This window comes from Maritimibacter dapengensis, assembly GCF_019218265.1.
In the GTDB taxonomy this organism is placed as follows: domain Bacteria; phylum Pseudomonadota; class Alphaproteobacteria; order Rhodobacterales; family Rhodobacteraceae; genus Maritimibacter; species Maritimibacter dapengensis.
Map to the genome: position 1 here is coordinate 271,738 of NZ_JAHUZE010000004.1, position 24,458 is coordinate 296,195.

Annotated in this window: 27 protein-coding genes; 16 read left to right on the top strand and 11 right to left on the bottom strand. The window is 58.5% G+C overall.

The genetic code is table 11. The features are described from left to right. Positions 1 to 73: 73 nt before the first annotated feature. Both KJP28_RS16620 and rplQ read left to right on the top strand, forming a co-directional pair. Positions 74 to 1,090 carry a DNA-directed RNA polymerase subunit alpha gene (locus KJP28_RS16620; RefSeq protein WP_218393752.1) on the top strand — a complete coding sequence of 339 codons (1,017 nt, stop codon included), beginning with the start codon at positions 74 to 76 and terminating at the stop codon, positions 1,088 to 1,090. A gap of 139 nt (positions 1,091 to 1,229) precedes the next feature. Further along, positions 1,230 to 1,658: a 50S ribosomal protein L17 gene (gene rplQ, locus KJP28_RS16625; RefSeq protein WP_218393753.1), complete on the top strand. Its 429-nt coding sequence runs from the start codon at positions 1,230 to 1,232 to the stop codon at positions 1,656 to 1,658. 53 nt (positions 1,659 to 1,711) lie between these two features. Here the strand turns inward: rplQ and KJP28_RS16630 are convergent, their stop codons facing one another. After that, on the bottom strand, positions 1,712 to 1,903 hold the full coding sequence (locus KJP28_RS16630; RefSeq protein ID WP_218393754.1) for a hypothetical protein: 192 nt from the start codon (positions 1,901 to 1,903) through the stop codon (positions 1,712 to 1,714). Positions 1,904 to 2,025: 122 nt separating this feature from the next. Between KJP28_RS16630 and KJP28_RS16635 the strand changes: the two genes are divergently transcribed. From KJP28_RS16635 to KJP28_RS16680, 10 genes are all read left to right on the top strand, one after another. Then, the gene (locus KJP28_RS16635) at positions 2,026 to 2,637 is read left to right on the top strand and encodes a helix-turn-helix transcriptional regulator (RefSeq protein ID WP_218393755.1); all 612 of its coding nucleotides are present in this window, start codon (positions 2,026 to 2,028) and stop codon (positions 2,635 to 2,637) included. A 111-nt stretch (positions 2,638 to 2,748) separates the two neighbouring features. Then, positions 2,749 to 4,056 (top strand): replication-associated recombination protein A, encoded by a 1,308-nt coding sequence (locus KJP28_RS16640; RefSeq protein WP_218393756.1) that lies wholly within the window; start codon positions 2,749 to 2,751, stop codon positions 4,054 to 4,056. Between the two features lie 30 nt (positions 4,057 to 4,086). Continuing rightward, a complete protein-coding gene (gene crcB, locus KJP28_RS16645; RefSeq protein WP_218393757.1) occupies positions 4,087 to 4,464 on the top strand; it encodes a fluoride efflux transporter CrcB in 378 nt (125 codons plus the stop codon). Further along, positions 4,461 to 5,513 (top strand): RluA family pseudouridine synthase, encoded by a 1,053-nt coding sequence (locus tag KJP28_RS16650; RefSeq protein ID WP_218393758.1) that lies wholly within the window; start codon positions 4,461 to 4,463, stop codon positions 5,511 to 5,513. Before crcB ends, KJP28_RS16650 begins: the two co-directional genes overlap by 4 nt. Continuing rightward, on the top strand, positions 5,501 to 6,175 hold the full coding sequence (locus tag KJP28_RS16655) for an HAD-IA family hydrolase (protein WP_218393759.1): 675 nt from the start codon (positions 5,501 to 5,503) through the stop codon (positions 6,173 to 6,175). The genes KJP28_RS16650 and KJP28_RS16655 overlap by 13 nt, the downstream gene beginning before the upstream one ends. Then, positions 6,172 to 6,888 carry an ATP12 family chaperone protein gene (locus tag KJP28_RS16660; protein WP_218393760.1) on the top strand — a complete coding sequence of 239 codons (717 nt, stop codon included), beginning with the start codon at positions 6,172 to 6,174 and terminating at the stop codon, positions 6,886 to 6,888. Before KJP28_RS16655 ends, KJP28_RS16660 begins: the two co-directional genes overlap by 4 nt. Before the next feature lie 203 nt (positions 6,889 to 7,091). After that, positions 7,092 to 8,108, top strand: a complete 1,017-nt coding sequence (locus KJP28_RS16665; RefSeq protein WP_218393761.1) for an amino acid ABC transporter substrate-binding protein — start codon at positions 7,092 to 7,094, stop codon at positions 8,106 to 8,108. 125 nt (positions 8,109 to 8,233) lie between these two features. Next, positions 8,234 to 9,538 (top strand): amino acid ABC transporter permease, encoded by a 1,305-nt coding sequence (locus KJP28_RS16670; RefSeq protein ID WP_218393762.1) that lies wholly within the window; start codon positions 8,234 to 8,236, stop codon positions 9,536 to 9,538. Position 9,539: 1 nt separating this feature from the next. Next, positions 9,540 to 10,841, top strand: coding sequence for an amino acid ABC transporter permease (locus KJP28_RS16675; protein ID WP_218393763.1), 1,302 nt, complete (start codon positions 9,540 to 9,542; stop codon positions 10,839 to 10,841). 12 nt (positions 10,842 to 10,853) lie between these two features. Next, positions 10,854 to 11,645 carry an amino acid ABC transporter ATP-binding protein gene (locus KJP28_RS16680; RefSeq protein ID WP_272490530.1) on the top strand — a complete coding sequence of 264 codons (792 nt, stop codon included), beginning with the start codon at positions 10,854 to 10,856 and terminating at the stop codon, positions 11,643 to 11,645. A 9-nt stretch (positions 11,646 to 11,654) separates the two neighbouring features. On the opposite strand, the gene KJP28_RS16685 is transcribed toward KJP28_RS16680, so the two are convergent. The 8 genes from KJP28_RS16685 to yidD form a co-directional block, all read right to left on the bottom strand. Beyond that, positions 11,655 to 12,197 carry a SixA phosphatase family protein gene (locus KJP28_RS16685; protein ID WP_218393764.1) on the bottom strand — a complete coding sequence of 181 codons (543 nt, stop codon included), beginning with the start codon at positions 12,195 to 12,197 and terminating at the stop codon, positions 11,655 to 11,657. 81 nt (positions 12,198 to 12,278) lie between these two features. Then, positions 12,279 to 13,142 (bottom strand): acetylglutamate kinase, encoded by an 864-nt coding sequence (gene argB / locus KJP28_RS16690; protein ID WP_218393765.1) that lies wholly within the window; start codon positions 13,140 to 13,142, stop codon positions 12,279 to 12,281. Positions 13,143 to 13,216: 74 nt separating this feature from the next. Further along, complete coding sequence (gene yihA / locus KJP28_RS16695; RefSeq protein WP_218393766.1) at positions 13,217 to 13,870, bottom strand: ribosome biogenesis GTP-binding protein YihA/YsxC; 654 nt, start codon at positions 13,868 to 13,870, stop codon at positions 13,217 to 13,219. A 7-nt stretch (positions 13,871 to 13,877) separates the two neighbouring features. Further along, on the bottom strand, positions 13,878 to 15,713 hold the full coding sequence (gene yidC, locus KJP28_RS16700) for a membrane protein insertase YidC (protein WP_218393767.1): 1,836 nt from the start codon (positions 15,711 to 15,713) through the stop codon (positions 13,878 to 13,880). Positions 15,714 to 15,876: 163 nt separating this feature from the next. Continuing rightward, positions 15,877 to 17,373 carry a putative bifunctional diguanylate cyclase/phosphodiesterase gene (locus tag KJP28_RS16705; protein ID WP_255552439.1) on the bottom strand — a complete coding sequence of 499 codons (1,497 nt, stop codon included), beginning with the start codon at positions 17,371 to 17,373 and terminating at the stop codon, positions 15,877 to 15,879. Positions 17,374 to 17,512: 139 nt separating this feature from the next. Further along, a complete protein-coding gene (ttcA, locus tag KJP28_RS16710) occupies positions 17,513 to 18,379 on the bottom strand; it encodes a tRNA 2-thiocytidine(32) synthetase TtcA (RefSeq protein ID WP_218393769.1) in 867 nt (288 codons plus the stop codon). 52 nt (positions 18,380 to 18,431) lie between these two features. Then, a complete protein-coding gene (locus tag KJP28_RS16715; RefSeq protein WP_218393770.1) occupies positions 18,432 to 19,265 on the bottom strand; it encodes a hypothetical protein in 834 nt (277 codons plus the stop codon). Positions 19,266 to 19,277: 12 nt separating this feature from the next. Beyond that, positions 19,278 to 19,523 (bottom strand): membrane protein insertion efficiency factor YidD, encoded by a 246-nt coding sequence (yidD, locus tag KJP28_RS16720; RefSeq protein ID WP_218393771.1) that lies wholly within the window; start codon positions 19,521 to 19,523, stop codon positions 19,278 to 19,280. A 121-nt stretch (positions 19,524 to 19,644) separates the two neighbouring features. Between yidD and KJP28_RS16725 the strand changes: the two genes are divergently transcribed. Then, complete coding sequence (locus KJP28_RS16725) at positions 19,645 to 20,109, top strand: hypothetical protein (RefSeq protein ID WP_218393772.1); 465 nt, start codon at positions 19,645 to 19,647, stop codon at positions 20,107 to 20,109. Here the strand turns inward: KJP28_RS16725 and rnpA are convergent. Together rnpA and rpmH are read right to left on the bottom strand one after the other, a co-directional pair. After that, positions 20,106 to 20,510 carry a ribonuclease P protein component gene (gene rnpA / locus KJP28_RS16730; protein WP_218393773.1) on the bottom strand — a complete coding sequence of 135 codons (405 nt, stop codon included), beginning with the start codon at positions 20,508 to 20,510 and terminating at the stop codon, positions 20,106 to 20,108. The two genes, KJP28_RS16725 and rnpA, sit on opposite strands and share 4 nt — an antisense overlap. 23 nt (positions 20,511 to 20,533) lie before the next feature. Beyond that, positions 20,534 to 20,668, bottom strand: coding sequence for a 50S ribosomal protein L34 (gene rpmH / locus KJP28_RS16735; RefSeq protein ID WP_218393774.1), 135 nt, complete (start codon positions 20,666 to 20,668; stop codon positions 20,534 to 20,536). Positions 20,669 to 20,939: 271 nt separating this feature from the next. On the opposite strand from rpmH, the gene KJP28_RS16740 reads away from it, so the two are divergent. The 3 genes from KJP28_RS16740 to KJP28_RS16750 are packed head-to-tail and all read left to right on the top strand — an operon-like array spanning position 20,940 to position 24,455. After that, complete coding sequence (locus KJP28_RS16740) at positions 20,940 to 21,653, top strand: TVP38/TMEM64 family protein (RefSeq protein WP_218393775.1); 714 nt, start codon at positions 20,940 to 20,942, stop codon at positions 21,651 to 21,653. Further along, positions 21,650 to 23,017, top strand: a complete 1,368-nt coding sequence (locus KJP28_RS16745) for a dihydrolipoyl dehydrogenase family protein (protein ID WP_218393776.1) — start codon at positions 21,650 to 21,652, stop codon at positions 23,015 to 23,017. Before KJP28_RS16740 ends, KJP28_RS16745 begins: the two co-directional genes overlap by 4 nt. A 16-nt stretch (positions 23,018 to 23,033) precedes the next feature. Further along, positions 23,034 to 24,455 (top strand): sensor histidine kinase, encoded by a 1,422-nt coding sequence (locus KJP28_RS16750; RefSeq protein ID WP_218393777.1) that lies wholly within the window; start codon positions 23,034 to 23,036, stop codon positions 24,453 to 24,455. Positions 24,456 to 24,458: the final 3 nt, after the last annotated feature.

The window sequence follows — 24,458 nt, forward strand, 5'->3', positions numbered from 1 at the left end:
CCGAGTCCGTCATTTTTAAACCTCGGGCGTTTTGCCTTTCGGACATGGAGGCAGAACAGGAATGGAGGGACGCATGATCCACAAGAACTGGGCCGAATTGATCAAGCCGACACAGCTTCAGGTGAAACCGGGCAATGACCCGGCGCGCCAGGCTACTGTCGTCGCCGAACCGCTGGAGCGCGGCTTCGGTCTGACCCTCGGCAACGCGCTTCGCCGCGTGCTGATGTCGTCGCTGCAAGGTGCCGCCATCACGTCCGTGCAAATCGACAACGTGCTGCACGAATTTTCCTCGATCGCCGGTGTGCGCGAGGATGTCACCGACGTCATCCTGAACCTCAAGGGCGTGTCGATCCGCATGGAAGCCGAAGGGCCCAAGCGCCTGTCGATTTCCGCGAAGGGTCCGCAGGTCGTGACGGCTGGCGACATTTCGGAAAGTGCGGGCATCGAGATCCTGAACAAGGATCACGTGATCTGCCACCTCGACGAAGGCGCGGACCTGTTCATGGAACTCACCGTGAACACGGGCAAGGGCTATGTCTCGGCCGACAAGAACAAGCCGGAAGATGCGCCGATTGGCCTGATCCCGGTCGATGCGATCTACTCGCCGGTCAAGAAAGTGTCTTATGACGTGCAGCCGACTCGTGAAGGTCAGGTGCTCGATTATGACAAGCTGACGCTCAAGGTCGATACCGATGGCTCGATCACCCCGGACGACGCCGTGGCCTTCGCTGCGCGCATCATCCAGGATCAGCTTTCGATCTTCGTGAACTTCGAAGAGCCGGAATCGGCTGGCCGCCAGGACGAAGACGATGGTCTTGAGTTCAACCCGCTTCTGCTGAAGAAAGTGGACGAGCTCGAGCTTTCGGTGCGTTCGGCGAACTGCCTGAAGAACGACAACATCGTTTACATCGGCGACCTGATCCAGAAGACCGAAGCCGAGATGCTCCGCACCCCGAACTTCGGCCGCAAGTCGCTCAACGAGATCAAAGAAGTGCTCTCGGGCATGGGGCTTCACCTCGGCATGGATGTCGAGGAATGGCCGCCGGAGAACATCGAGGATCTCGCCAAGAAATTCGAAGATCAGTTCTGATCTTCACGGGCCGGGGCAACCCGGCCCGACGCACAAATGCCCGGGATTCCGGGGAATGACTGGGCAAAGGCCCCAAGGAGAGCCGGTGACACGCATCGCCGGCCAGACAAAGCAAAAACGCAAGATTAGGAGATAGAAAATGCGTCACGCGAAAGGCTACCGCCGCCTCAACCGCACCCATGAGCACCGCAAGGCGCTCTTTGCCAATATGGCTGGCTCGCTCATCGAGCACGAACAGATCAAAACGACCCTGCCGAAAGCCAAAGAGCTTCGCCGCGTGGTCGAAAAGCTCGTCACGCTGGGCAAGCGTGGAGACCTGCATGCGCGCCGTCAGGCTGCATCGCAACTCAAGCAGGATGAATACGTCGCCAAGCTCTTCGACGTGCTTGGTCCGCGTTACAAGGACCGCAGCGGCGGCTACGTTCGCGTCTTGAAAGCCGGTTTCCGTTACGGTGACATGGCTCCGATGGCGATCATCGAATTCGTTGACCGCGACGTTGACGCAAAAGGCGCCGCCGACAAGGCGCGTCTGGCTGCCGAAGAAGAAGCGGCGTTCGCCGAAGAGTGAACGCTATACTCTGAATTCCGAGAAGCCCCGCCCGAATGGCGGGGCTTTTTTCGTCATTGTATTCGATTGCTGCTGCCGGTCGTGTACCCCGGCAGGAGCGCGAGTGCTGCTTCGAGTAGTTCAAGTTTGGTGGGCTCGATTTCGGTCACGGGTTCGGTCATGCCAATAAGCTCGAGCAAAGATTTTCTCTCTTCCGCATCGAGGTTGTTCAACCAATTAATCAAGTCGGTGTCTTTCGGCCCCATTTCTTTTCCTTATTGAAAAACAGCTTGCACCCCTCTACCCACACAATTTAAAGTTGTTTTTGCTGGTTGCAATCACGATGTCAGCGTAAAGGCTGCATCGGTCTGAACTTCAGGGGACATCTATGACGGTGATGCTCGGTCTCGATCATGGCCTGGCGCAACTCTCGGACCTTGCGCCGCGAGGATATGCTTTAGGTTTGCACATTCGATTTGCGGCCGCGCATTTGATGATCCAGACCTATGATCCGAGGTGGACGCAACGATATACCGAGAACGGGTATATGCTTGCCGATCCGATGGTTTTTTGGGGTTTCGGTAATAATGGAACTATCCGCTGGAGCGAGATCGACCTACCTGACCCACATAATATCATGGGGCAGGCTGCCGATTTTGGTTTGAAGTTTGGTATTGCGGTAACGACTGGCCCTACATCATCGCGAACGATCGGCGGCTTCGCACGCGGAGACCGTGAATTTACGGATGGTGAAATGGAAAAGATACAGGCTCTGGTGGAGAAGCTGCATGAGCAATCGACACCGCCCGACAATCTGACGCCGGCACAACGCATGGCGCTGAGGTTGATCGCCAAGGGGAGCCGCCATGCAGAGGCCGCGGCGCTACTCGGAATATCCGAAAGCGCGCTGAAGGCGCGACTGCGCGCCGCCCGCGAGAGGCTTTTCGTGCGAACGACCGCCGAGGCGATCCAGCGGGCACAGGAATACAATCTGCTCTGACGCGCTGGCGCCTCTTTTTGGCGTATCGGTCGAAAGGCGAGGCGCGAAATTCGCGGCACCTGCATGCCCGTGGCGCTGGCGGCGTTCCTTGCAAGTGATTAAGTAGAGGTCATGGCTGATCTCTTCGACACCGCCGCACAGATGCCCGATACCGGTCCGAGGCCATTGGCAGATCGTTTGAGGCCGCAATCCTTGTCCGATGTCATCGGGCAAGAACAAGTGCTTGGTGCAGACGGTCCGCTTGGCGTGATGCTGTCGTCCGGTTCCCTCGGATCGCTCATTCTCTGGGGGCCGCCAGGCGTCGGAAAGACCACCATTGCGCGCCTGCTCGCCCATGAGACGGACCTTCATTTCGTGCAGGTCAGCGCAATTTTCACGGGCGTTCCTGATCTTAGAAAAGTTTTCGAAGCGGCCAAGTTGCGGCGTCAGAACGGCAAGGGGACGCTGTTGTTCGTCGATGAGATTCATCGATTCAACAAAGCGCAGCAGGATGGGTTTCTTCCGCATATGGAGGACGGAACCATCCTCCTCGTTGGCGCGACAACGGAGAACCCATCGTTCGAATTGAACGCTGCCGTTCTGTCGCGGGCACAAGTCATAACTTTGAAGAGACTTGATCATGGGGATCTCGAGCGGCTGGTACAACGCGCTGAGAAGGAGGTCGACCGCGCGCTTCCGTTGACCGGTGAAGCGCGGGAAGCACTGATTGAAATGGCGGATGGCGATGGACGGGCGCTTCTGAACATTGTCGAGCAAATCATGGCCTGGGAGGTGGACGGCAAGCTCGACCGTGACGCGTTGGCCACGAGACTCATGCGCCGAGCAGCGCAATACGACAAGTCCGGCGACGCGCATTACAATCTTATCTCGGCCTTGCACAAATCCATCCGCGGATCCGATCCGGACGCTGCGCTTTATTGGTTCTCACGGATGCTGGAAGGGGGAGAAGATCCGCGTTTCCTCGCACGTAGACTGACACGAATGGCGGTCGAAGATATTGGGCTCGCGGACCCTCAGGCGAATTCGATTTGCGTTGATGCCTGGGAAACATATGAACGGTTGGGTAGTCCGGAAGGCGAACTTGCCTTGGCTCAGGCGGTCATTTATCTCGCGCTCGCGCCGAAATCGAATGCCGGCTATGTGGCTTACAAGGCAGCACGCTCGGAGGCGAAGCAGTCCGGTTCTGCACCGCCACCGAAACACATTCTGAATGCGCCCACGAGCATGATGAAAGATCAGGGCTATGGAGCGGGATATGAGTACGACCACGATGCTGCGGACGGTTTCTCGGGCCAGAACTATTTCCCTGACGATATGAAGCGACCTGTCTACTACACACCTGTCGAGCGTGGATTCGAGCGGGAATTGAAGAAGCGCGTGGCATATTTCACTGGGTTGCGTTCCAAGCGGGGCGGTTGACATCGCGCGGCGCGCGCGGGACAGGAACATATGGTTCAGACACTTCTTACTGTGGCCGCAGGCGGCGCAATCGGTGCCAGCTTGCGTTACCTCACCAATATCGGCGCGACCCGCGCTTTCGGTCATGGATTCCCGACAGGGACCATGATCGTGAATGTATTCGGTTCATTTCTGATGGGCGTCTTGTTCGTGGTGATTGCAAAAAAAGGCGGACACGGCCTTGCCCCGTTCCTCATGACGGGTGTGCTGGGAGGGTTCACGACCTTCTCGGCGTTTTCGCTCGATGCGCTCACGTTGTTCGAGAGGGGCCAAACAGGAAGCGCAGCAGTCTACATCGCGCTGTCAGTCGGGCTTTCGTTGTTGGCGATCGTAGGAGGCGTGGTGGCCGCGAGGGTGTTGGTGCCATGAGCCGTGTGCAGACAATGACTGTCGGCAAGGGCGATGGCGACCAGCGACTGGACCGTTGGTTCCGGCGCCAGTTTCCGCATGTTTCGCAAGGACGCATCGAGAAGATGTGTCGAAAAGGTGAAATCCGCGTGGATGGTGGACGGGTAAAGGGATCGACGCGGCTCGAAGAAGGGCAGGAGGTGCGCATTCCGCCGCTGCCGGCACCTGACTCCGCACCGGCACCGACAATCGCCCGAGTCAGCGATGCGGACGCGCGCTTGATAAAGGGTGCGGTGATCTACCGGGATGATCATATCATAGCGTTGAACAAGCCTCCCGGTTTGCCATCGCAGGGCGGTTCGAAACAGAACCGGCACGTCGATGGATTGGCTGAAGCATTGCGCTTTGGGTTCGACGAAAAACCAAGACTGGTGCATCGGCTCGACAAGGATACGTCGGGCGTTCTTCTCTTGGCGCGCACACGCGCCGTAGCAAAAGCGCTTACGGATGCGTTTCGGCATCGAGACACCCGCAAGATATACTGGGCGGTCGTCGCAGGCGTTCCGAGCCCGCGCATGGGGACGTTGAAGTGGGGATTGGTCAAATCGCCGGGGCATGGCGGCCGTGGCGAAGGTGAAAAGATGCTGTGCGTTCATCCCGCAGAAATTGCCAACGTCGAGGGTGCGAAACGCGCCGAAACGGACTACGCAGTGATCGAAGCGCTTGCCCAGAGGGCAGCGTGGGTCGGACTTGTCCCCGTGACCGGACGGACCCACCAGTTGCGGGCACATATGGCCGAAATGGGCCACCCGATCATCGGTGACGGAAAGTACGGCGGGTCGGGTCAGGAAAACCTCGGAGATGGCTGGGGGGCGATGCTGGGTGGCGAAATCTCGAAAAAACTTCACCTGCATGCGCGGTCGATCGAGTTTGAACATCCGGTTACGAAACGTTTGCTTCGCATCGAGGCGGACCTTCCGGACCATATGTCCCGGACTTGGGAAAGCGTGGGATTCCGTTTGGAAGATGCGCCCGACGACCCATTCGAGGACGTGGAATGGCAGCGCTGAAGCTCGTCATCTTTGACGTGGATGGCACGTTGATTGATAGCCAGCATGCAATCGTCGATGCGATGCGGGCGGCTGCTGCGCATGTCGGTGCTGAAGCGCCACAAAGATCGGCGATCACACGGATCGTCGGGCGCTCGTTGGCCGAAGCGATCGAGGAGCTGTTTCCGACTTTGACAGAACACGAACGCGTCGAAGCAGCAGAGGCGTACAGACACGCCTATATGAGCAAGAGAGAGGCCTCGGGAACACCGCCGCTGTACGAGGGTGCTCGCGCGGCAATTCGCGACGTGTCCAACAGGCCAGACGTCCTTGTCGGAACCGCGACCGGGATGAGCCTTCGTGGCATGAAACGGGTCATAGAAGCGCACGATTTGCAGGATGTTTTCTCAACGATCCAGACGGCCGACGACCACCCTTCGAAACCGAACCCTGCGATGATTCTCGCCGCCTTGGACGACACCGGCGCAGATCCGCGCCTTGCTGCTTTTGTGGGTGACACCGTCTTCGACATGGAAGCAGGAGCGGCTGCCGGGGTCTTCACGATCGGGGTGACGTGGGGATATCACGAACCAGATGAATTGCGGGCGGCCGGAGCGAACGTTGTGATTGAACGCTTCGACGATCTGGTCCCGACCTTGGACGAATACTGGAGCACACGATGAGTGAATGGGCCCCCAAGCGGTTTTGGACCCAGACTGCTGTAGAGTCTCGTGATGGCGGTTTCGCGGTGCTTTTGGATGCTCGCGAGGTCAAGACACCCGCCAAGACGGCCTTCATCCTCCCGACACGGGATCTCGCGGATGCCGCCGCAGCAGAATGGGACGCGATTGAGGAGAGGATCGACCCGGGGAAGATGCCGGTAACACGGATGGCAAATTCGGCGCTCGACAAAGTGGCTACACAGCATTCGGAAGTTGCGGACCTTCTTGCCGCCTATGCCGACGCGGATCTTACTTGTTATCGGGCCGAGGCCCCGGTGGAATTGGTCGACCGTCAGGCAGTTGCCTGGGACCCGATACTTGATTGGGCTGCCGTCACCTTCGATGCTCGCCTCTCGCCGCGTACGGGCATCATGCACGCTCCTCAGGACGATGCGTCGCTCAGGCGATTGTCGCGTGAGGTCCACGCGATGGATTCCTTCCAACTGGCAGCATTCCACGATCTCGTATCACTCTCGGGCTCCCTGCTGATCGCCTTGGCGGTGACGCATGGCCTCCTCGACGCGCAAACGGCATGGGATGTGTCGCGCGTAGACGAGAATTGGCAGATCGAGCAGTGGGGCGAGGACGAGGAAGCTGCGGAACAGGCCGCGATGAAAAGGCAGGCATTTTTGGATGCAGCGCTGTTTTTTCGACTGGCCGATCAAAAAAACTAGTCGAGCTGACCCACATCCGCGTTAAAAAATCAATCAGGTCAATGACATGCCTGGTTCTAATGATTTTTGCCCGCCCTTGACGCCAATAGGTGAAATTGCCCAAACTCTCCGCATGGCGGGGCTTGCCCCCACCCTCGTATCGCTATCGGCCGGTTGGCCGAACCATAAAGCCCGAAACGGGCAAAACTCAGGAAGAGGTAAATATGAAAAATTCCGTTATTCTCGGCGCCCTGACTGTGGCCGGCTTCATGGCCGGTGCCGCACAGGCCGCGACGCTGGACGACGTGAAAGCGCGTGGCTCGCTCAAATGCGGGTCGAACTCCGGTCTGACCGGCTTCGCCGCGCCAAACGCCAATGGTGAGTGGGAAGGGTTCGATGTTGCCGTGTGCCGTGCGGTTGCAGCAGCCGTTCTTGGCGACCCACAAGCCGTCGAGTTTGTGCCGACGACGCCCAAGACGCGTTTCACGGCGCTGGCGTCCGGTGAAGTCGACATTCTGTCGCGTAATACGACCTGGACATTGACCCGCGACGTGGATCTCAAGTTCACATTCGTCGGTGTAAACTACTACGACGGGCAGGGCTTCATCGTTCCCAAGGCACTGGGCGTGTCTTCGGCCAAGGAGCTCGATGGCGCGACCGTCTGCATCCAGACCGGCACCACGACAGAGCTGAACCTCGCGGATTTCTTCCGCGTCAACAACATCAGCTATGAGCCGGTTCCGATCGAAACCAATGCTGAGGCGCAACAACAATACCTCGCTGGCGCCTGCGACACCTATACGACGGATGCGTCCGGTCTTGCCGCCACACGCGCCTCGTTCGAGGCACCGGGCGATCACGTGATCCTGCCGGAAATCATTTCGAAGGAGCCGCTGGGTCCGCTCGTACGCCATGGTGATGACGAATGGGCCGACATCGTGCGCTGGACGCTGAACGCGCTCATCGCCGCCGAGGAATTCGGCATCACGTCGACGAACATCGCGGAACTGTCGAACGGTACCGACAACCCGGAGATCAACCGGATTCTCGGAACCGAAGGCACAATGGGCGAAATGCTTGGCCTCGATGCTGAATGGGCCAAACGGGCCATCATGGCAGAAGGCAACTATGGTGAGATCTTCGAGAAGAACATCGGGGAGTCCACGCCAATCGGCCTCGCGCGTGGCTTGAACGCTCAGTACAAGGACGGCGGCCTGCAATACGCACCGCCCTTCCGGTAAGCCAGAGACGGGCGCGGGATCACCCCCGCGCCCTTTTCTTTTCAGGGACAATCACAAGAGTATTTCGGGCGCAGGACACAGCGAACAAGCTGTGCGGGAATGATCCGAAATGACGGGGAACCTTCATGGCCACGATGACCGATCCCGAGGGCGGCACTTTTCGTCCATCCATGTTGCTCTACGATAGCCGGTATCGCTCAGCCACGATCCAGATCGTAGCTTTGATCGGTTTCCTGCTCTTGATCGGCTGGTTGGTGAATAACACCGTTCAGAACCTTGCTGATCTTGGTAAATCCGTAGGTTTCGGGTTTCTCGGAGAACGCGCGGGATACGACATCAACCAGCGCCTACTCGAATACAGCTCAAACGACTCGCATCTGAGAGCTTCGCTTCTGGGTCTTTTGAACACGCTATTGGTTGCGGTTGCGGGGTGTGCCCTCGCGACAATCGTCGGCGTTGTCGTCGGGGTCTTGCGGTTGTCGAGCAACTGGCTCGTGGCACGGATCATGACAGTCTATGTCGAGATGTTCCGAAATGTGCCAGTCCTGCTGTGGATCGTCCTATCAATGGCGATCTTGATTGAAACCCTACCCCCTCCGTCGGCTTATCGAGGCGACGAACCTGCAGCGAACATGATCGTTGGCGAAAGCATCGCGCTGACAAATCGCGGGATCTACGTGCCGGAACCGTTGTTCGGACGAATGGACGAGGATGGAGGCTTTGTCTCGTGGCGCCATGGCCTTGGAGATGTATCGTTGTTCGGCGACGCGTCTTTGCGTTTCGACGTAAGCCTGGACCTCATCGCGATTTTGGCCACCCTTGTGGCAGGTCTTCTCGTGTCCGGCTTGATCAGGAAACGTGCCGACCGAATACAGAACGCGACGGGTCTTCGTCCCAGAACCTGGTACTGGCGCTGGGGGGTGGTTCTGATCCCGCTCGTCCTATTGCTCTGGGTGCTCGGGTTCTATCTTGGAAAGCCTGCTCTCCAAGGGTTCAACTTTCAGGGCGGCACGCACCTGCGCAATTCGTTCATCGCTTTGTGGCTCGCCCTGTCGTTCTATACCGCGGCCTTCATTGCAGAGATCGTGCGGGGCGGCATCCTCGCAATCTCACATGGGCAGACTGAAGCAGCGGCCGCGCTTGGCCTCAGGCAACGACGGATCATGTCACTGGTCGTCTTGCCTCAGGCGCTTCGAGTCATAATCCCCCCGCTCATTTCTCAATATCTGAACCTCACCAAGAACTCGTCGCTTGCCATCGCCGTGGGCTATATGGACCTGACCGGCACGTTGATGGGGATTACGCTGAACCAATCCGGACGCGAGCTCGAGACCGTGCTTCTTACCATGCTCATTTACCTGTTGATCTCGCTTTCGATCTCAGGCGCGATGAACATTTACAACAACTCCGTCAAGTTGAAGGAGCGTTGAGATGGCTGGCCTTTCCTACGTCCGCGTTGAAATGCTCCCCGAACGAGAGCCTCCGGTCTCGGAAGTCGGCTTGATCGGATGGCTGAAATCGAACCTGTTTTCCGGCTGGTTCAACACGATCCTGACGTTGATATCGCTCTATTTCATTTACGCGCTCGTCTCCTCGATCCTGCCGTGGCTCTGGTCCCCAACCTGGGCAGCGCAGTCTCTCAATGAGTGCCGTGAAATCGTTTCGGACCTTGGCAAGGAACATGGCGGTGCCTGCTACGGAGTGATCCGGGAGCGGTGGCAGCAGTTGCTCTTTGGCTTCTACCCCGATGAACTTCGCTGGCGGCCGATCTTGACGCTCATTTTGCTTTTCGTCGCGTTGGCGCCGGTGCTTTTCACCGAAGCGTTTCCCGCCAAAATGCTTTGGTTCACCGGGGCGTTCCTGTTCCTTGCGCCGTGGCTTATGTGGGGTGGCGTGATCTGGACGCCTTTGCTGGTCGCGGCGGGCCTTGTCATCGGCTTCTATGCGTTCAAGTTCTCTGCGGGCGCGATTGGTAATCTGGCGGCAATAATCCTGGCGATTGCCTTGCCGATTCTATGGTGGATGTTCGCCATCGGGCCGATTTCACAAGGTCTCGCCAGCATCATCCCGTTCGGCATCGAAGTGGTCGAGAGCCGTCTGTTCGGCGGCTTCATGTTGTCCGTGTGGATCGGTGTCGTCGCGATTGCCATATCTCTGTTTCTCGGCGTAGTGCTGGCGCTTGGGCGGCAATCCGAACTGATGATCGTAAAGTATCTTTCGGTCGGGTTCATCGAGTTCATCCGTGGCGTTCCTTTGATCACCTTGCTCTTTGTGGCGTCGACCTTGCTCAACATCTTCATGCCGCCAGGGACCAACTTCGATATCATTCTGAGGGTCATGATCATGGCGACCCTGTTTGCGTCGGCCTATATCGCCGAAGTCATCAGGGGTGGGCTGGCGGCCTTGCCGCGCGGGCAGTATGAGGCCGCCGATGCGCTTGGGCTGGATTACTGGAAATCCCAGAGGCTGATCATCCTGCCTCAAGCTTTGAAAATATCCATCCCAGGGATCGTCTCGACCTTCATCGGATTGTTCAAGGACACGACGTTGGTTTCGATCATCGGCCTTCTCGATCCAATCGGCCTTACAGGTTCTATTCGAGCCGACGCAAATTGGAATGGTATCATCTGGGAGCTATACGGGTTCATCGCGATCCTGTTCTTTATCTCGTGCTTCTCCATGTCCCGTTACTCCATGTGGCTTGAGCGCAAGCTGCGCAAAGGTCATCAATAAAGGATCAATGAAATGTCCACGCTCGAACTCGACACTCAGGTTGATGCGTCCCGGATGGAGATCTCGGATGAGGTGGCCATCGAAATATCAGACATGAACAAATGGTTCGGGACGTTCCATGTCCTTCGCGACATCAACTTGACCGTCAACCGCGGTGAACGGATCGTCATCTGCGGGCCATCTGGTTCGGGAAAGTCGACCCTTATCCGGTGCATCAACCGACTTGAAGAACATCAGGCCGGGTCGATCGTGGTGGATGGAACGGAGTTGAATTCGGACCTCAAGAACGTCGACAAGGTGCGCTCTGAGGTTGGGATGGTCTTCCAGCATTTCAACCTGTTCCCGCACCTCACCGTTCTTGAAAACTGCACGTTGGCGCCGATCTGGGTGCGCAAAGTGCCGCGGAAGGAAGCGGTCGAGCGGGCAATGCATTTTCTCGAGAAGGTTAAGATACCGGATCAGGCGATGAAGTATCCAGGCCAGCTTTCAGGCGGTCAGCAGCAACGGGTCGCAATCGCCAGGTCGCTGTGCATGATGCCACGCATCATGCTGTTCGACGAACCGACTTCGGCGCTCGATCCAGAAATGATCAAGGAAGTGCTCGACACGATGATCGAACTGGCCGAGGAGGGCATGACGATGCTCTGCGTCACCCACGAGATGGGTTTCGCGCAGGCCGTCGCGAACCGAGTGATTTTCATGGCTGATGGTCAGATCGTCGAACAGAACGAGCCGCACGAATTCTTCAATAATCCGAAATCGGAACGCACTCAGCAGTTCCTGAGCCAGATCATCGGACACTGATATCCGCGATTACGCGGCGGTTGCTTTTGCCGTCGCTTGTTCTTCCGCTGCGATAAGGTCGCGGGGGACCACGAAATCGACGAGCTTGCCGCTCCGCCACGTGATTTCGTCCCAGCTCTCCACGTCGAAATCGACGACGGATGTCGCACCTGTCGGGTAGCGGTCGAAGATATGCATGGCCGGAGGCGTATCGACGATCGCCTGCGCCATATAGGACACGCCCGGGTTGTGCGCGACGAGCATCACAGTCTTGCCGGAACAACCTTTGAGTATGTTCAACATTACATCCGGCTCGGCCAGATAAAGCGACGACGCGAAATCCGGCTCGGCCGTGAATCCCGCTTCGCGCGACATGAGCTCCCATGTCTCGCGGGTGCGCTCCGAGGACGAAATGACAACTTCGTCGGGTATGTAAACCTTGGCAGCGAGGAAGCGTCCCAATGCACTGGCCGAAGCACGCCCGCGCTTGTTCAGCGGTCGGTCGTGGTCAGTCATGAGGGGATCGTCCCAGCTGGATTTTGCGTGTCGCGTCAGGATCAGGCGCAAAGTCATGAATGTAGTCCTCCCGGGTGAGCGGACAACCTAGACCAGCGATCGACTCGCGACAAGCTGCACTGCAGCACGTTGGCGGGTTTACCCCTGACGGATGAGTGACCCCGGCCCTTGCTCGGTATAAAGCTCTAATAAACAAGCGTTTTCTATGCGGCCATCGAGAATGACCACGGCTCGGACGCCACCTTCGATGGCCGAAAGCGCGGTCTCGGTCTTGGGGATCATGCCGCCGCCAATCGTCCCGTCCGAGATCATCTCGCGAATTTGCAACGCGGTGAGTTCCGTCACCCAGTTTCCGTCTCGTCCTTTGACGCCCGGCACGTCGGTCAGAAGGAGCAGCCGGTCTGCTTTGAGTGCCGCGGCGATTGCACCTGCGGCGGTGTCGCCGTTCACGTTGAAGGTTTCACCGTCCCGACCGACGCCGATAGGCGCGATGACCGGGATCGTCTCGCTCTCCGCCAAGCGTTCTAGAACGAAGGGATCGACCTCGACCGGCGTGCCGACGAAACCGAGTTTGGGATCAGTCGGCTCGCAGACCATGAGGTTCGCATCCTTGCCCGACAAACCGACAGCGCGGCCGCCCTCGGCATTGATCGCCTGAACGATCCGCTTGTTCACGCGACCGGCAAGCACCATTTCGACCACTTCAATGGTGGCTTCATCGGTGACACGTTTGCCCCCGATCCATTCGCTCTCGACGCCAAGCTTCTTGAGCATGTCGTTGATCATGGGCCCGCCGCCGTGGACGACCACGGGGTTCACCCCGACATGCCGCATCAGCACGATATCGCGCGCAAAACTGGCCATCGCGTCGTCGTCGCCCATCGCATTGCCACCGAACTTGATGACGACTGTCGCGCCTTCATATCGTTGCAGGTAAGGCAGCGCCTCGTTCAATGTGCGCGCGGTGGCGATCCAATCGCGGTTCATGCTGAGCTTTCTCATAGACGATCCTCGGGTTCGAAACGTTGTTACGCGAGGGGTGGCGAGCGGGCAAGTACGGGTGAGCGGAGCTCACGTCAGCCAATTGAGGCGATGATTGCACGCAAGGTAGCAATACCGTCGCCCTTTTCCGATGAGGTCAGGACGATTTCGGGGAAGGCTGCGGGGTGTTTCGACAGCTTTTCGCGGACCTGCGCCAACACACGTTCGCGGTCTTTCGCTTTGACCTTATCGGCTTTGGTCAAGACCACCTGAAACGTCACGGCGGCGCTATCGAGCAGTGACAGGATCTCGTCATCCACACCCTTAATGCCGTGACGGTGGTCGATGAGTACGAAAGCACGGCGAAGCGTGGCACGGCCTTGCAGGTAGGATTTGAGTAGCCGCTGCCATTTTTGCACCTTTTCAAGTGGTGCATTTGCGTATCCGTAGCCGGGCAAATCGACGAGATATGGGCCGCCGGACGTGGTGAAATAATTGATTTCCTGTGTGCGTCCGGGGGTATTCGACGCGCGTGCAAGTCCTTTGCGGCCAGTGAGCGCGTTGATCAGGCTCGACTTCCCGACATTGGATCGGCCTGCGAAGCAGACCTCGATCCGGTCGTCGGGGGGCAGGCCCGACATGGCGACGACGCCTTTGAGAAACTCGGTCTCGCCGGCGAACAGCTTGCGGCCTGCCTCGCGGGTCAAGTCATCTGGCGGTTCGGCCAAAGGGAAGGGCAGAGACGCCATGATGCGGCTACTTTTCCTCTTTCGGCTTTCGCTTGAAGCTCGACTTGATGTTGCCGAAGATATCCGGCTTCGCGCCGTGGCTGCGCATGATCGTGTATTGCTGGATGAAGGTCAGCGTGTTGTTCGTGATCCAGTAGAGCACGAGACCCGATGCGAACCGCCCCAGCATGAACATGAAGACCCAAGGCATCCACGCCATGATCGTCGCCTGTGTCGCGTCTGCAGGCGCTGGATTGAGCTTTTGTTGCAGCCACATTGAAATGCCGAGCAGGATGGGCAGGATGCCAAGCGAAAAGAAGAAGAACCAACTCGTTGGGTCCGGTGCAGCATTCGGCAGAATGCCGAACAGGTTCAGGATCGACGACGGGTCGGGCGCGGAAAGGTCACGTATCCAGCCGAACCAGGGTTCATGTCGCAATTCGAGCGTCACGAAGACCACTTTGTAGAGTGAAAACCAGATCGGGATCTGCAAGAGGATGGGCAGGCAGCCCGAGGCGGGGTTCACCTTCTCGCGCTTATAAAGCTCCATCATTTCCTGCTGGACCTTCATCTTGTCGTCGCCAGCATTTTCGCGGATCTGTTCCATCTGCGGCTGGAGTTCTTTCATCTTGGCCATCGAGACATAGGACCGATAGGCGAGGGGGAAGAGAACCATCTTGATGACGAACGTCAGGGCGATGATAGACCAGCCCATATTTCCGATGAACGAATGCAGCCAATGCAGAACCGCAAAGATCGGTTTCGTCAGAAAAAAGAACATGCCCCAGTCGATCGAGTCGATGAACCGATAGATGCCCTCGTTGTTCTGATATTCACGGATCGTGTCCCATTCCTTCGCCCCGGCAAAGAGGCGCGTGGTGACCTCGGTCGTGGCGCCTGGCGCGACTTCGACGGTGGGGAGCCGTGTTTCCGTTTGGTAAATATCTGAACCGGGTAGGTATTTGACAGCCGACGTGAAGGGCTGACCGGACTGCGGAATAAGAGCGGTCTCCCAATAATGGTCGGTGAAACCGATCCAGCCATTTTCAGCGACCGACGACAACTCGACAGGGGCACGTTCATTCGGGTCCACGTCGAGATCTACGACATCGTCATAATCGATCTCCGACAGTTCGTCGTCGGTCTGCCGTATGACACCCTCATGGAGGATGAAGAAGCCTTTTAGATTCTGCGGTTCGCCATGCCTGGCGATGATGCCGTAGGGCGCAAGCCGCTGGGCCGTGTCCGTGGCATTCTCGACAGATTGGGTGACTGTGAACAGATAATCCTCGTCCACCGAGATGGTACGCCGGAACGTCATGCCCTGGGCGTTCTCCCAAGCCAGCGTGATCGGACTGTCCGGTGTAAGAGATTCGCCGGTCTCGAGGTTCCACTCGGTGAAAGCATCGGGCACGTCATCCGCGCCAAGACCGCCCCCGGGGACCCAGCCATAAAGCGTGTAATAGGCTGAATCCTGCCCTGCCGGTTTCAAGAGAGTCACGGTGTCGGACGAAGGGTCGAGCGAGACTTTGTAATCGGTCAGATGGAGGTCGTCGATCCGTCCCCCAATGAGTGAGATCGACCCTGAAAGCTTCGGCGTTTCGATCCGCACGCGGGGACTGTCTACAACGTCGCTGCCAGCATCCGGTGCCGGCGCGGCTTGTTCTGTGGGAGCCGTATCGACTCCCGAAGGTGGTGCCGCAGCACCGTCGTTTTCAGTGGTCGCTCCGGGTGCGAGTGTTTCGGCAACTTCTTCCGGTTGCGGGACCTCGCCCTCTTCGGGCGGGAAAAGGATTACCCAACCGGTGATGACGAGAAAACTCAGCACCGTTGCCAGAATAAGGTTCTTGTTCTGGTTTTCCATGGAGGCCCACCAATCGTTCTTTCGGGTCAGGTGGGTTCAAACGCCCGCCAGCGCAAACGTCAAGCAGTTTTCCCGTGATCGGACTGGCTTTCAACGTCCGATCTGACGATTTTACGAATGCCGTCACGGACGAACCAGACGGGATTTCCGGGTTGAAGTCTGCTTAGGCATCCCGCGCCCGCGGTCCGATGTCAGGGACAGGCGGAATTTTTGCATGGTGCGCAGCGATCCAGTCCGATGTTTCACAGAACCTCATGGGCCGGGCGATGGAATAGCCTTGCACGTGACCGCACCCCAATTGTGCAAGCATCGCGTGTTCGCCGTGCGTCTCTACGCCTTCGCCAAGTGTTTCCAAACCCAACCTTTCGGCCATGGTTAGGATCGCGGCAACCATGTTCTGTTGATCTCGGTCCGTATCGACCTGGCTAATGAACGAACGGTCGATCTTGATGCGAGTGACGTCGAACCGTCGTATGTTCGAGATCGAGGCGTGTCCAGTTCCGAAATTGTCGAGGTCGATACCACAACCAAGCCGCGATAACGCTGCGATGTTTCGCGTCGTCATGTCGTCTTCAGACTGCGCAACCACATTCTCGAGCACCTCTACGACAAGACGCGAGGGCGCCAGGTCGAATCGGTCGAGTTCCCATCTGATTTTCTCGAACAGCCGGGGATCGCGAAGTTCATCGGGAGAGAAATTGACGGCGACGTTCGGCACGTGAAGGCCCGATTGATCCCATGTTCTCAGCGCCGAGAGTGTGTGGAAGAGCATCACTTCTCCCAAACGCTCAAACAAGCCTGCTTCCGCGATTGCAGGCAGAAAGGCGGCAGGAGCGACCTGGCCTTTTTCAGGATGTTCCCAACGTGCGAGAGCCTCGAAGCCGGTCAGTTCGCCCGTGTGTGTCGACACCTGAGGTTGGAACCAAGGTTTGATTTCACCCTCGTCGAGCGCTCGAACGACTTCTTTCGTCAAATTATCGGGGACCGAAACGCGCGGCCTCATACCTTGCGAAAAAGCGCGTATTGAGCCCGGTCCGGCTTTCTGAGCCTCGTCCAATGCACTTTCGGCCGCATCCAGCAAACTCTCGCCTGTCTGGTCGGGCACTCTCGATGGCAACGCGAAGCCGACGCAGGCGGTCAGCAACACACGGGTCCCGTCGAGTGATATCGGTTGACCGAGAGCATCCTGCATGCGCCCGGCAAGCTGGATCATGCTTTCAAGATCGGTGCGTGGCGTCTTCGCGAGCGCCATTCCGAAACGCCCGGGTTTCAGCGCGGTAGTGATGTCTGCCTCGCGAAGCGTTTCGCGGACTCGATCAGCACAGGCTCGTAGTATTGTTTCCGCCCCACCATCGCCGAACTGCGCAGAGAGTGCCGCAGCGTTGTCAATTTCGATGACGACACAGACTGGCGGGTCGCCCAGCGCATTGGCCCCGTCGGACATGGCATCGTCCAGACAGGTCAAGAGACGATCGCGGCCGGGTAATCCGGTCACGTTGTCGCGTTTTGGCGCTTTTTCCCACGGGAATCGCAATGATCCTGTGAAGGCAAGAAGTGCCGGTGTCGTGACCGCGAAGACGAGAAGCGCGCCTTCACCGCCGAACCAATAAGCACCAAGCATGACTGCGGGAAGGAACGCCAAAGCATGAGGGCCGAACATGCCTTTCCTGAATCGCGCAAGAGCATTGCTTCGGTCCGTTGCTATTCTGAAACCCATCACGATTGTCCGCTGGTCCGTGCGGGGAACTTCCCCCGCTGGACCGGGACCATAGAATCGACGAGTCAATCAGCAGTTAACGTCAGTCGGTTCTTTCATGTTCATCGGGCTTAGGGCGCATGAGACCGGCGAAATCGAACAATTTCGGGTCAAGCAGATGCGATGGACGCGCGTTCATCAAAGCCCGGAACATGACCTGACGACGACCGGGAGCGTTTTGCTCCCATCCGTCGAGGATCTGTTTCACCTGCTGGCGTTGCAGGCCGTCCTGCGACCCACAGAGGTCGCACGGGATGATCGGGTATTGCATGTCTCTCGCGAATTTTTGGCAATCCCCTTCAGCGACATGGGCGAGTGGGCGATAGACGAACAGATCGCCTTCTTCGTTGATCAATTTTGGCGGCATGGTTGCCAGTCGCCCGCCATGGAAAAGGTTCATGAAAAACGTTTCGAGAATATCGTCGCGATGGTGTCCCAGAACCACGGCCGAACAACCTTCTTCGCGCGCGATGCGATAGAGATTGCCCCGGCGCAGTCGCGAACAGAGCGCGCAGAAGGTCCTCCCCTCGGGAACCTTGTCCATTACAATCGAATAGGTGTCCTGGTACTCGATCCTGTGCGGCACGCCCCGATCTTCGAGGAAAGCCGGGAGAACCGTTGCAGGGAAACCAGGCTGCCCCTGATCAAGATTGCAGGCGAGGATGTCGACTGGCAAAAGACCGCGCCATTTCAACTCGTAGAGCGCGGCAAGCATCGTGTAGCTGTCCTTGCCGCCCGATAGACAAACCAGCCATTTTGGTGTTTTCCCGTCGGCGCGGGTTTCGATCATGCCATATTGCTCGACCGCCTCACGCACGTTTCGGATGATCCGCTTGCGCAGCTTCTTGAATTCGGTGGTGGCGGGTGCCCCCCGAAACAGCGGATGGATATCTTCATTGTCGTCGAGCATATCCGCGTCTTAGGGCGCAGATGCGGGTGAGGCAAGCGGTGCAAGAGCAGTCTCAGGCTTTACGATTTGATCGTGCACCGTTCGCGAGCCGCTTACCGTCCGTGAAATACTTCTCTGCGATCGATCTGGATAGAAGCGGGGTGCCAGCAGCGAGGCGTTGGCAGAAGCGTTCCATCTTCGCGTCGAAATGGGTCTGCCTCGTTGCGTTCTGGCGCGGGGGCATTTTGACACTGTCCACTGTAACGCTTGCGCCAAGCGCGGTCAGGAGCTGCGTCGCGCCTTCGAGAGACGTGACGTCCGAGAGGTCGACTCTGTGGATGTGAACATCCGGGATGTCAGCGGTTAGCATCGCGTAGTATTCGGCCCGAGCGAACACCTCATGCACATACCAGAAAGCGCTCCCTGCCACTCCATGCTCCATGAACGGAGCAGAATTGACCAACACGTTGGGGTATCGCGGATCCAGAGCAAAAAGCCACGTATACCCGAAATTGGTGAATTCGAAGCGATTGACGTAGGACCAGAGGATCTTGAACGGGTCGCGGGTTAAGATGATCAGGTGGACCTCGCCCGCCTCCACGAGCGGAGTGATATTTTCGACCAATCCTGCTTTGAACAGGAAATGCGAGATCTCAGCGTAGCGAACGGTATCCGAAGCGGCGATACGTTCCAGTTTCTGAGCCCAGAAACGACGGACGTGGTCGACGTTGCCCACCGAGTTGAAGAACGTGAAATGCGATGCGTCGGGACTTTCGACTCCAATCTGAGTATAACCCAGGCGTTCGTGATGAACTTCGGCGTCGATCCAATTCAGCCGGAGAAGTTCGGTCAGGAAAACCGTTCCAGATCGCCCGGTCGTGAGCGGGAACACAAACTGGCGGGTCATACGCACCTCAGGTTATTCATCGTCCCTTCCGTTATTGGGCTCCGGCACGGGGTCAAATCCGGAACCGCCCAATGGATGGCAGCGTCCGATCCTCTTGGCTGCAAGCCAGGAGCCTCTGATCGCGCCGTGCTTCTCAAGCGCTTCGAGCGCGTAGGCGGAGCATGTCGGCTGGTAACGGCAGCTGTGACCGACCCAGGGGGACAGCAGGAGCCTGTAAGCGCGCACGGGCAGGGCAACGATGTGGGCGAGCGGAGTCATGCTGTGGATATAAGCTTTCTCCTTCCGCCGAGCCATAGTCCAAGTGACGCGCACATGCCGCACGGTTGACGGATTGGCCGCGTGCCGCCACGCTCATGGGACCTGTTGAGGGGCATGCGCGATGATGAACCTATTCCATTTCCTTCACTTGCTCTCTGCCGTCACTTGGGCGGGGGGCACGCTTTTCTTCGGACTGGTGCTGATGCCCGCTATGGCGCGAAGGCCTGCGGCAGAAGCGCAAGCGCTCTATGAAGGGATCGGCCGCTCGTCCGGTTTACTCATGGGGATTTCGGGTGTCCTGGTGCTCGTCACCGGCCCTTTGCGCGCCGTATTCGGTGGCGGGCTTACACAATGGTCCGATCTTTGGACCCCATATGGTCTGATGGTGATCTCGGCCTTCGTCATCGCCTTCGTCGCGTCTGGCGTGGACGGTGCCAGCCGGGGGCGTATGCGCCGCGCTTTCGAAGACCCGGCGACCTATCCCGAAGTGGCCGGAGTCGCGGCGCGCCGCAACGCTTGGGTCTCGGGGGGCGCGATGGTTGCGCTCATTCTCATCATGGGCGCTTTGGGTTTGGGGATGTATTAAGCGCCGTGTAGGCGTGACAGCGCCGTCTCGAGTTCCCACCGCATCGCGTCGAAGTCTCGTGAGACGGTTTCTCCGGGCCGCGCAACCAGCACGTAGTCCCAGCCAGGTCGCCCTTGTGCCGCGATCACGTCCTGCGCCAAGGCGCGCAGCCTCCGTTTCGCGCGGTTTCGAGCGACCGCGTTTCCGATTTTCTTTGAGGCGGTGAATCCGACCTGGATGTTCGGGTCGTCATCACTGCGGTTGCGACCTTGCAGCAAGAACCCCGGCGCGGGTGCCTTGCGCCCCTTGGCGCAGGCGAGAAAGTCGGATCGTTTGCGCAAGATCTGTAAACGCGAAACCGCCGGAGGCGTTTCCGTGGTCGCAACCTTGCGGTCGGTCCCGGGCGCCTCCGGCGGTGTCATGTTTCTTCGCCTGTGGCTGACGCTTACGCGCTCAGCGACTTGCGACCCTTGGCGCGACGCGCGTTCAGGATCTTGCGGCCAGCCTTGGACGCCATGCGCGCACGGAAGCCGTGGCGGCGCTTGCGAACGAGGTTCGAAGGTTGGTAGGTGCGTTTCATCGCCCGTCTCCGTCCAGTGTCTTTTTGCGTTACCGTGCCTCTTGGCATCTGCCGCGAAACACAAGCCCCCAAACCCGATGGAATCGGGGCGAAATCCGTTGAAGCCCGGTCTATAGGGGGCGTTTGGCGTCAAGTCAAACGTGCATTTGCGCTTTTTCGCAACACAAGGCGCTTTGAAACAAATCACCGCGCGGTATCAACCCACCGTGAAAGGTCTGGCGGGTCCGGGGCGGGTCGGTCATGGTGCGCCGAACCGGAGACAGGAGGGGCCATGAGAGCCGACAGGATCAAACGACTTGCGCCGATCGCGGTGATCCTCCTGGTCGCCGTGGTGGGCATCGTGTTCCTGCGCGACCGGCTTTCGTTCGAGACCCTGGCCGCAAACCGCGAAGCTCTCATCGCCCACAGGGACGCGAACTACGTGCTCTCTGCAATGGTGTTCGTTGTCGCTTACATTGCCATCGTCGGCTTCTCGCTCCCCGGTGCGACCATCGCGACACTGACGGGTGGCTTTCTGTTCGGAATCTTTCCGGGCGTTTTGTTCAACCTCGCCGGGGCGACTATTGGCGCAACGATCATATTTCTTGCGGCACGCTTCGGACTGGGAGAGCGATTGGCGGCGCGCATGGAAGCGGTCGAAGGGCGGATCGCGCGGCTCAAACGCGGGATCGACGAGAACCAATGGTCGGTCCTGTTTCTCATGCGTTTGCTCCCGGCCGTGCCGTTCTTCGTGGCAAACGTGGTCCCCGCGCTCTTGAACGTGCGTACGGGCGTGTTCGTCGTCACCACGGTCGTCGGCATCATTCCCGGCGCGTTGGTCTATACCTCTGTTGGCGCGGGATTGGGCGACGTGTTCGATCGTGGCGGCGCACCAGACCTCGGCGTGATTTTCGAACCTTACATACTCGGCCCAATCATCGGCCTTTGCGTGCTCGCAGCCCTTCCCATCCTGATCCGAACTTTCCGCAAGGGGGACGTCGCATGACCAAGATCAAGACCGATATCTGCGTCATTGGTGCCGGGTCCGGCGGCCTTTCTCTCGCGGCGGGCGCTGTCCAGATGGGCGCGAAGGTCGTGCTAATCGAAAAGGGCGAAATGGGTGGCGATTGCCTCAATTACGGCTGTGTGCCTTCTAAGGCTCTGCTCCACGCCGGCGCTGCGGGAATGGATTGGACGGCAGCCCATCATCACGTGAAACGGGCCATTGCCACCATTGCACCTCATGACGGCCAAGAACGTTTCGAGGGGTTGGGCTGCATCGTGATCCGCGAGCATGCCCGCTTTACGGGTCCCCGCGAGGTCGTGGCGGGCGACACAACGATCCGCGCGAAACGTTTCGTCATTGCCACCGGGTCGCGACCCTTCGTGCCGGAGGTTCCCGGGTTGGACGAGGTGCCGTATCTGACCAACGAAACGATTTTCGATCTGGTCGAAAAACCGACACATCTCATCGTGATAGGTGGCGGCCCAATCGGCATTGAGATGGCAACGGCGCATCGGCGCTTCGGATGTGATGTCACAGTGCTGGAAGGGGAAAAGGCGCTCGGCAAGGACGACCCCGAGGCGGCGGCACTCGTCTTGGACGCACTCCGCGCAGACGGCGTCGAGATAGTAGAGAACGCGAAGGCCGTGCGGGTGCGTGAGACAGGCGGCAAGGTCGAAGTTGTGACCGAGGACGGCGGTGTTTTCACCGGCTCGCACTTGCTGATTGCCGTTGGGCGTAAGGCCAATATCGACGATATGGGGCTAAAGGACGCCGGCGTGCGAACAGATGGCACAGCGGTCCACGTAAACGACCGGTTGCGAACGTCTAACCGCAGGGTCTATGCGCTGGGCGATGTGACGGGCGGGCTGCAATTCACCCATGTCGCAGGGTATCAGGGCGGGGTGGCGATCCGCCCAACGGTATTGCGCTTGCCTGCAAAGGCGCGCACCGATCATTTGCCCTGGTGCACATATTCCAACCCCGAGCTCGCTCAGGTCGGAATGACCGAGGCCGCGGCCCGAGAGACCTATGGCGGCCGTATCGACGTGCTGCGCGCAGATTTCGCAGGCAACGACAGAGCCGTCGCGACAGGGAGGACAGACGGGTTCATCAAGGTCATCGCGCTTAGGGGCAAACCGATCGGCGTGACCCTTGTCGGCGATCACGCAGGCGAATTGATCGCCCCTTGGTCGCTTGTACTTTCGAAGGGGCTGAAACTATCGGACATTTCCGGCATGGTGCTACCATATCCGACCCTAGCGGAAATTTCGAAACGCGCCGCAGGGAACTATTTCGCGCCGAAACTGTTTGAAAATGATAAGCTTAAGCGTGTGGTGCGGGTCATTCAGCGGTTCGTGCCTTAAACACGTCGAGGGACAAATGTTTCTGAACTCGCTTTCCGGCCGGTTCCTCATCCTGACCGCCGCATTCGTCATGCTGGCGGAAGTGATGATTTTCGTGCCGTCCGTTTCGAGGTTCCGAGAAGATTATCTCCTTTCGAGGCTCGAGCGCGCCCAGATCGCATCATTGGCACTCTTGGCCGACGACATGATAGCCCCTGAACTTGAAGCAGAACTCCTGGAGAATGCCGAAGTCTACAACGTCGTGCTGCGGCGCGATGAGGCGAGGGAGTTGATGTTGTCTTCCCCTGTTCCCGGCCCGGCCGCCGCCAGTTTCGACCTTCGCGACCCCGGAATGTGGGAATTGATGCGAGATGCGATGCTGCGAATGTGGCGTGCTGAGCCTGAGATCATCCGCGTCATCGGTGACCCAGTCCGAGAAGGTGGTCTTGTGATCGAAGTCACGATGGACACAGCGAAACTACGGATGGCCATGATTGATTATGGTCGTAGGATCCTGATCCTGTCGGCCGTCATCTCGGCGTTCACCGGCGTTTTGCTTTATCTGGCCGTGCAGCTTCTGATGGTGCGTCCGATCCGCAAGGTCGTCGATAATATGAAAGGCTACGCATCCGCACCAGAAGACGCGCGACAGATCATTGCGCCGCAATCCGAAATCGTCGAGCTGAGGGAAGCCGAAGAAGCGCTCCACGATTTGCAGGAGCAGCTTTCAAGCGCCCTCAAGCAGAAAGAGAGGCTCGCAGCCCTCGGCGGTGCAGTCGCGCGCATCAGTCACGATCTGCGAAACATCCTTACGACGGCCCAGCTGTTCGCCGATCGCGTTGAGATGAGTGAGGATCCTGGCGTTCAACGCGCCGTCCCCAAGTTGATGGGCTCGATCAGTCGAGCAGTGAACCTCTGCGAATCTACTCTGGCATTCGGACGTGCTGAAGAACCTGCGCCAAGGCTGGCTCGTTTTCCTCTCACGGATGTCGTGACAGATGTTGTCGAGAGTGAACGCCTCGCAGCGGGAGAGGACGACATCTCGTACGCGGAAGATGTGCCAAGCGAATTGCTTGTTCGTGCCGATCCCGAACAACTCTATCGCATTCTCAGGAACCTCGTGCGAAATGCGAGGCAGGCGATCCAGAGCACAGGTAAAGGTGGTGAAATACAGGTGTCCGGCGTGGAGACGCCTGAAGAATGGACCATCTTGATCGAAGATACGGGGCCCGGCCTTCCCAAAAAGGTGCAAGACATCCTTTTCCAACCTTTCGCCACGTCCGGCCGCAAGAACGGATCGGGTCTTGGGCTCGCGATCGCTGCCGAACTGGTGAAGAACCATGGTGGTCGCTTGGAACTCGACCGCACCGGTCCCGAGGGCACGGTTTTTGCCATTCACCTTCCTCGCGGATTGGAAACCCTCTCGGACACGGTCCGGCAGCCGCAGGCCGCACAATAATTC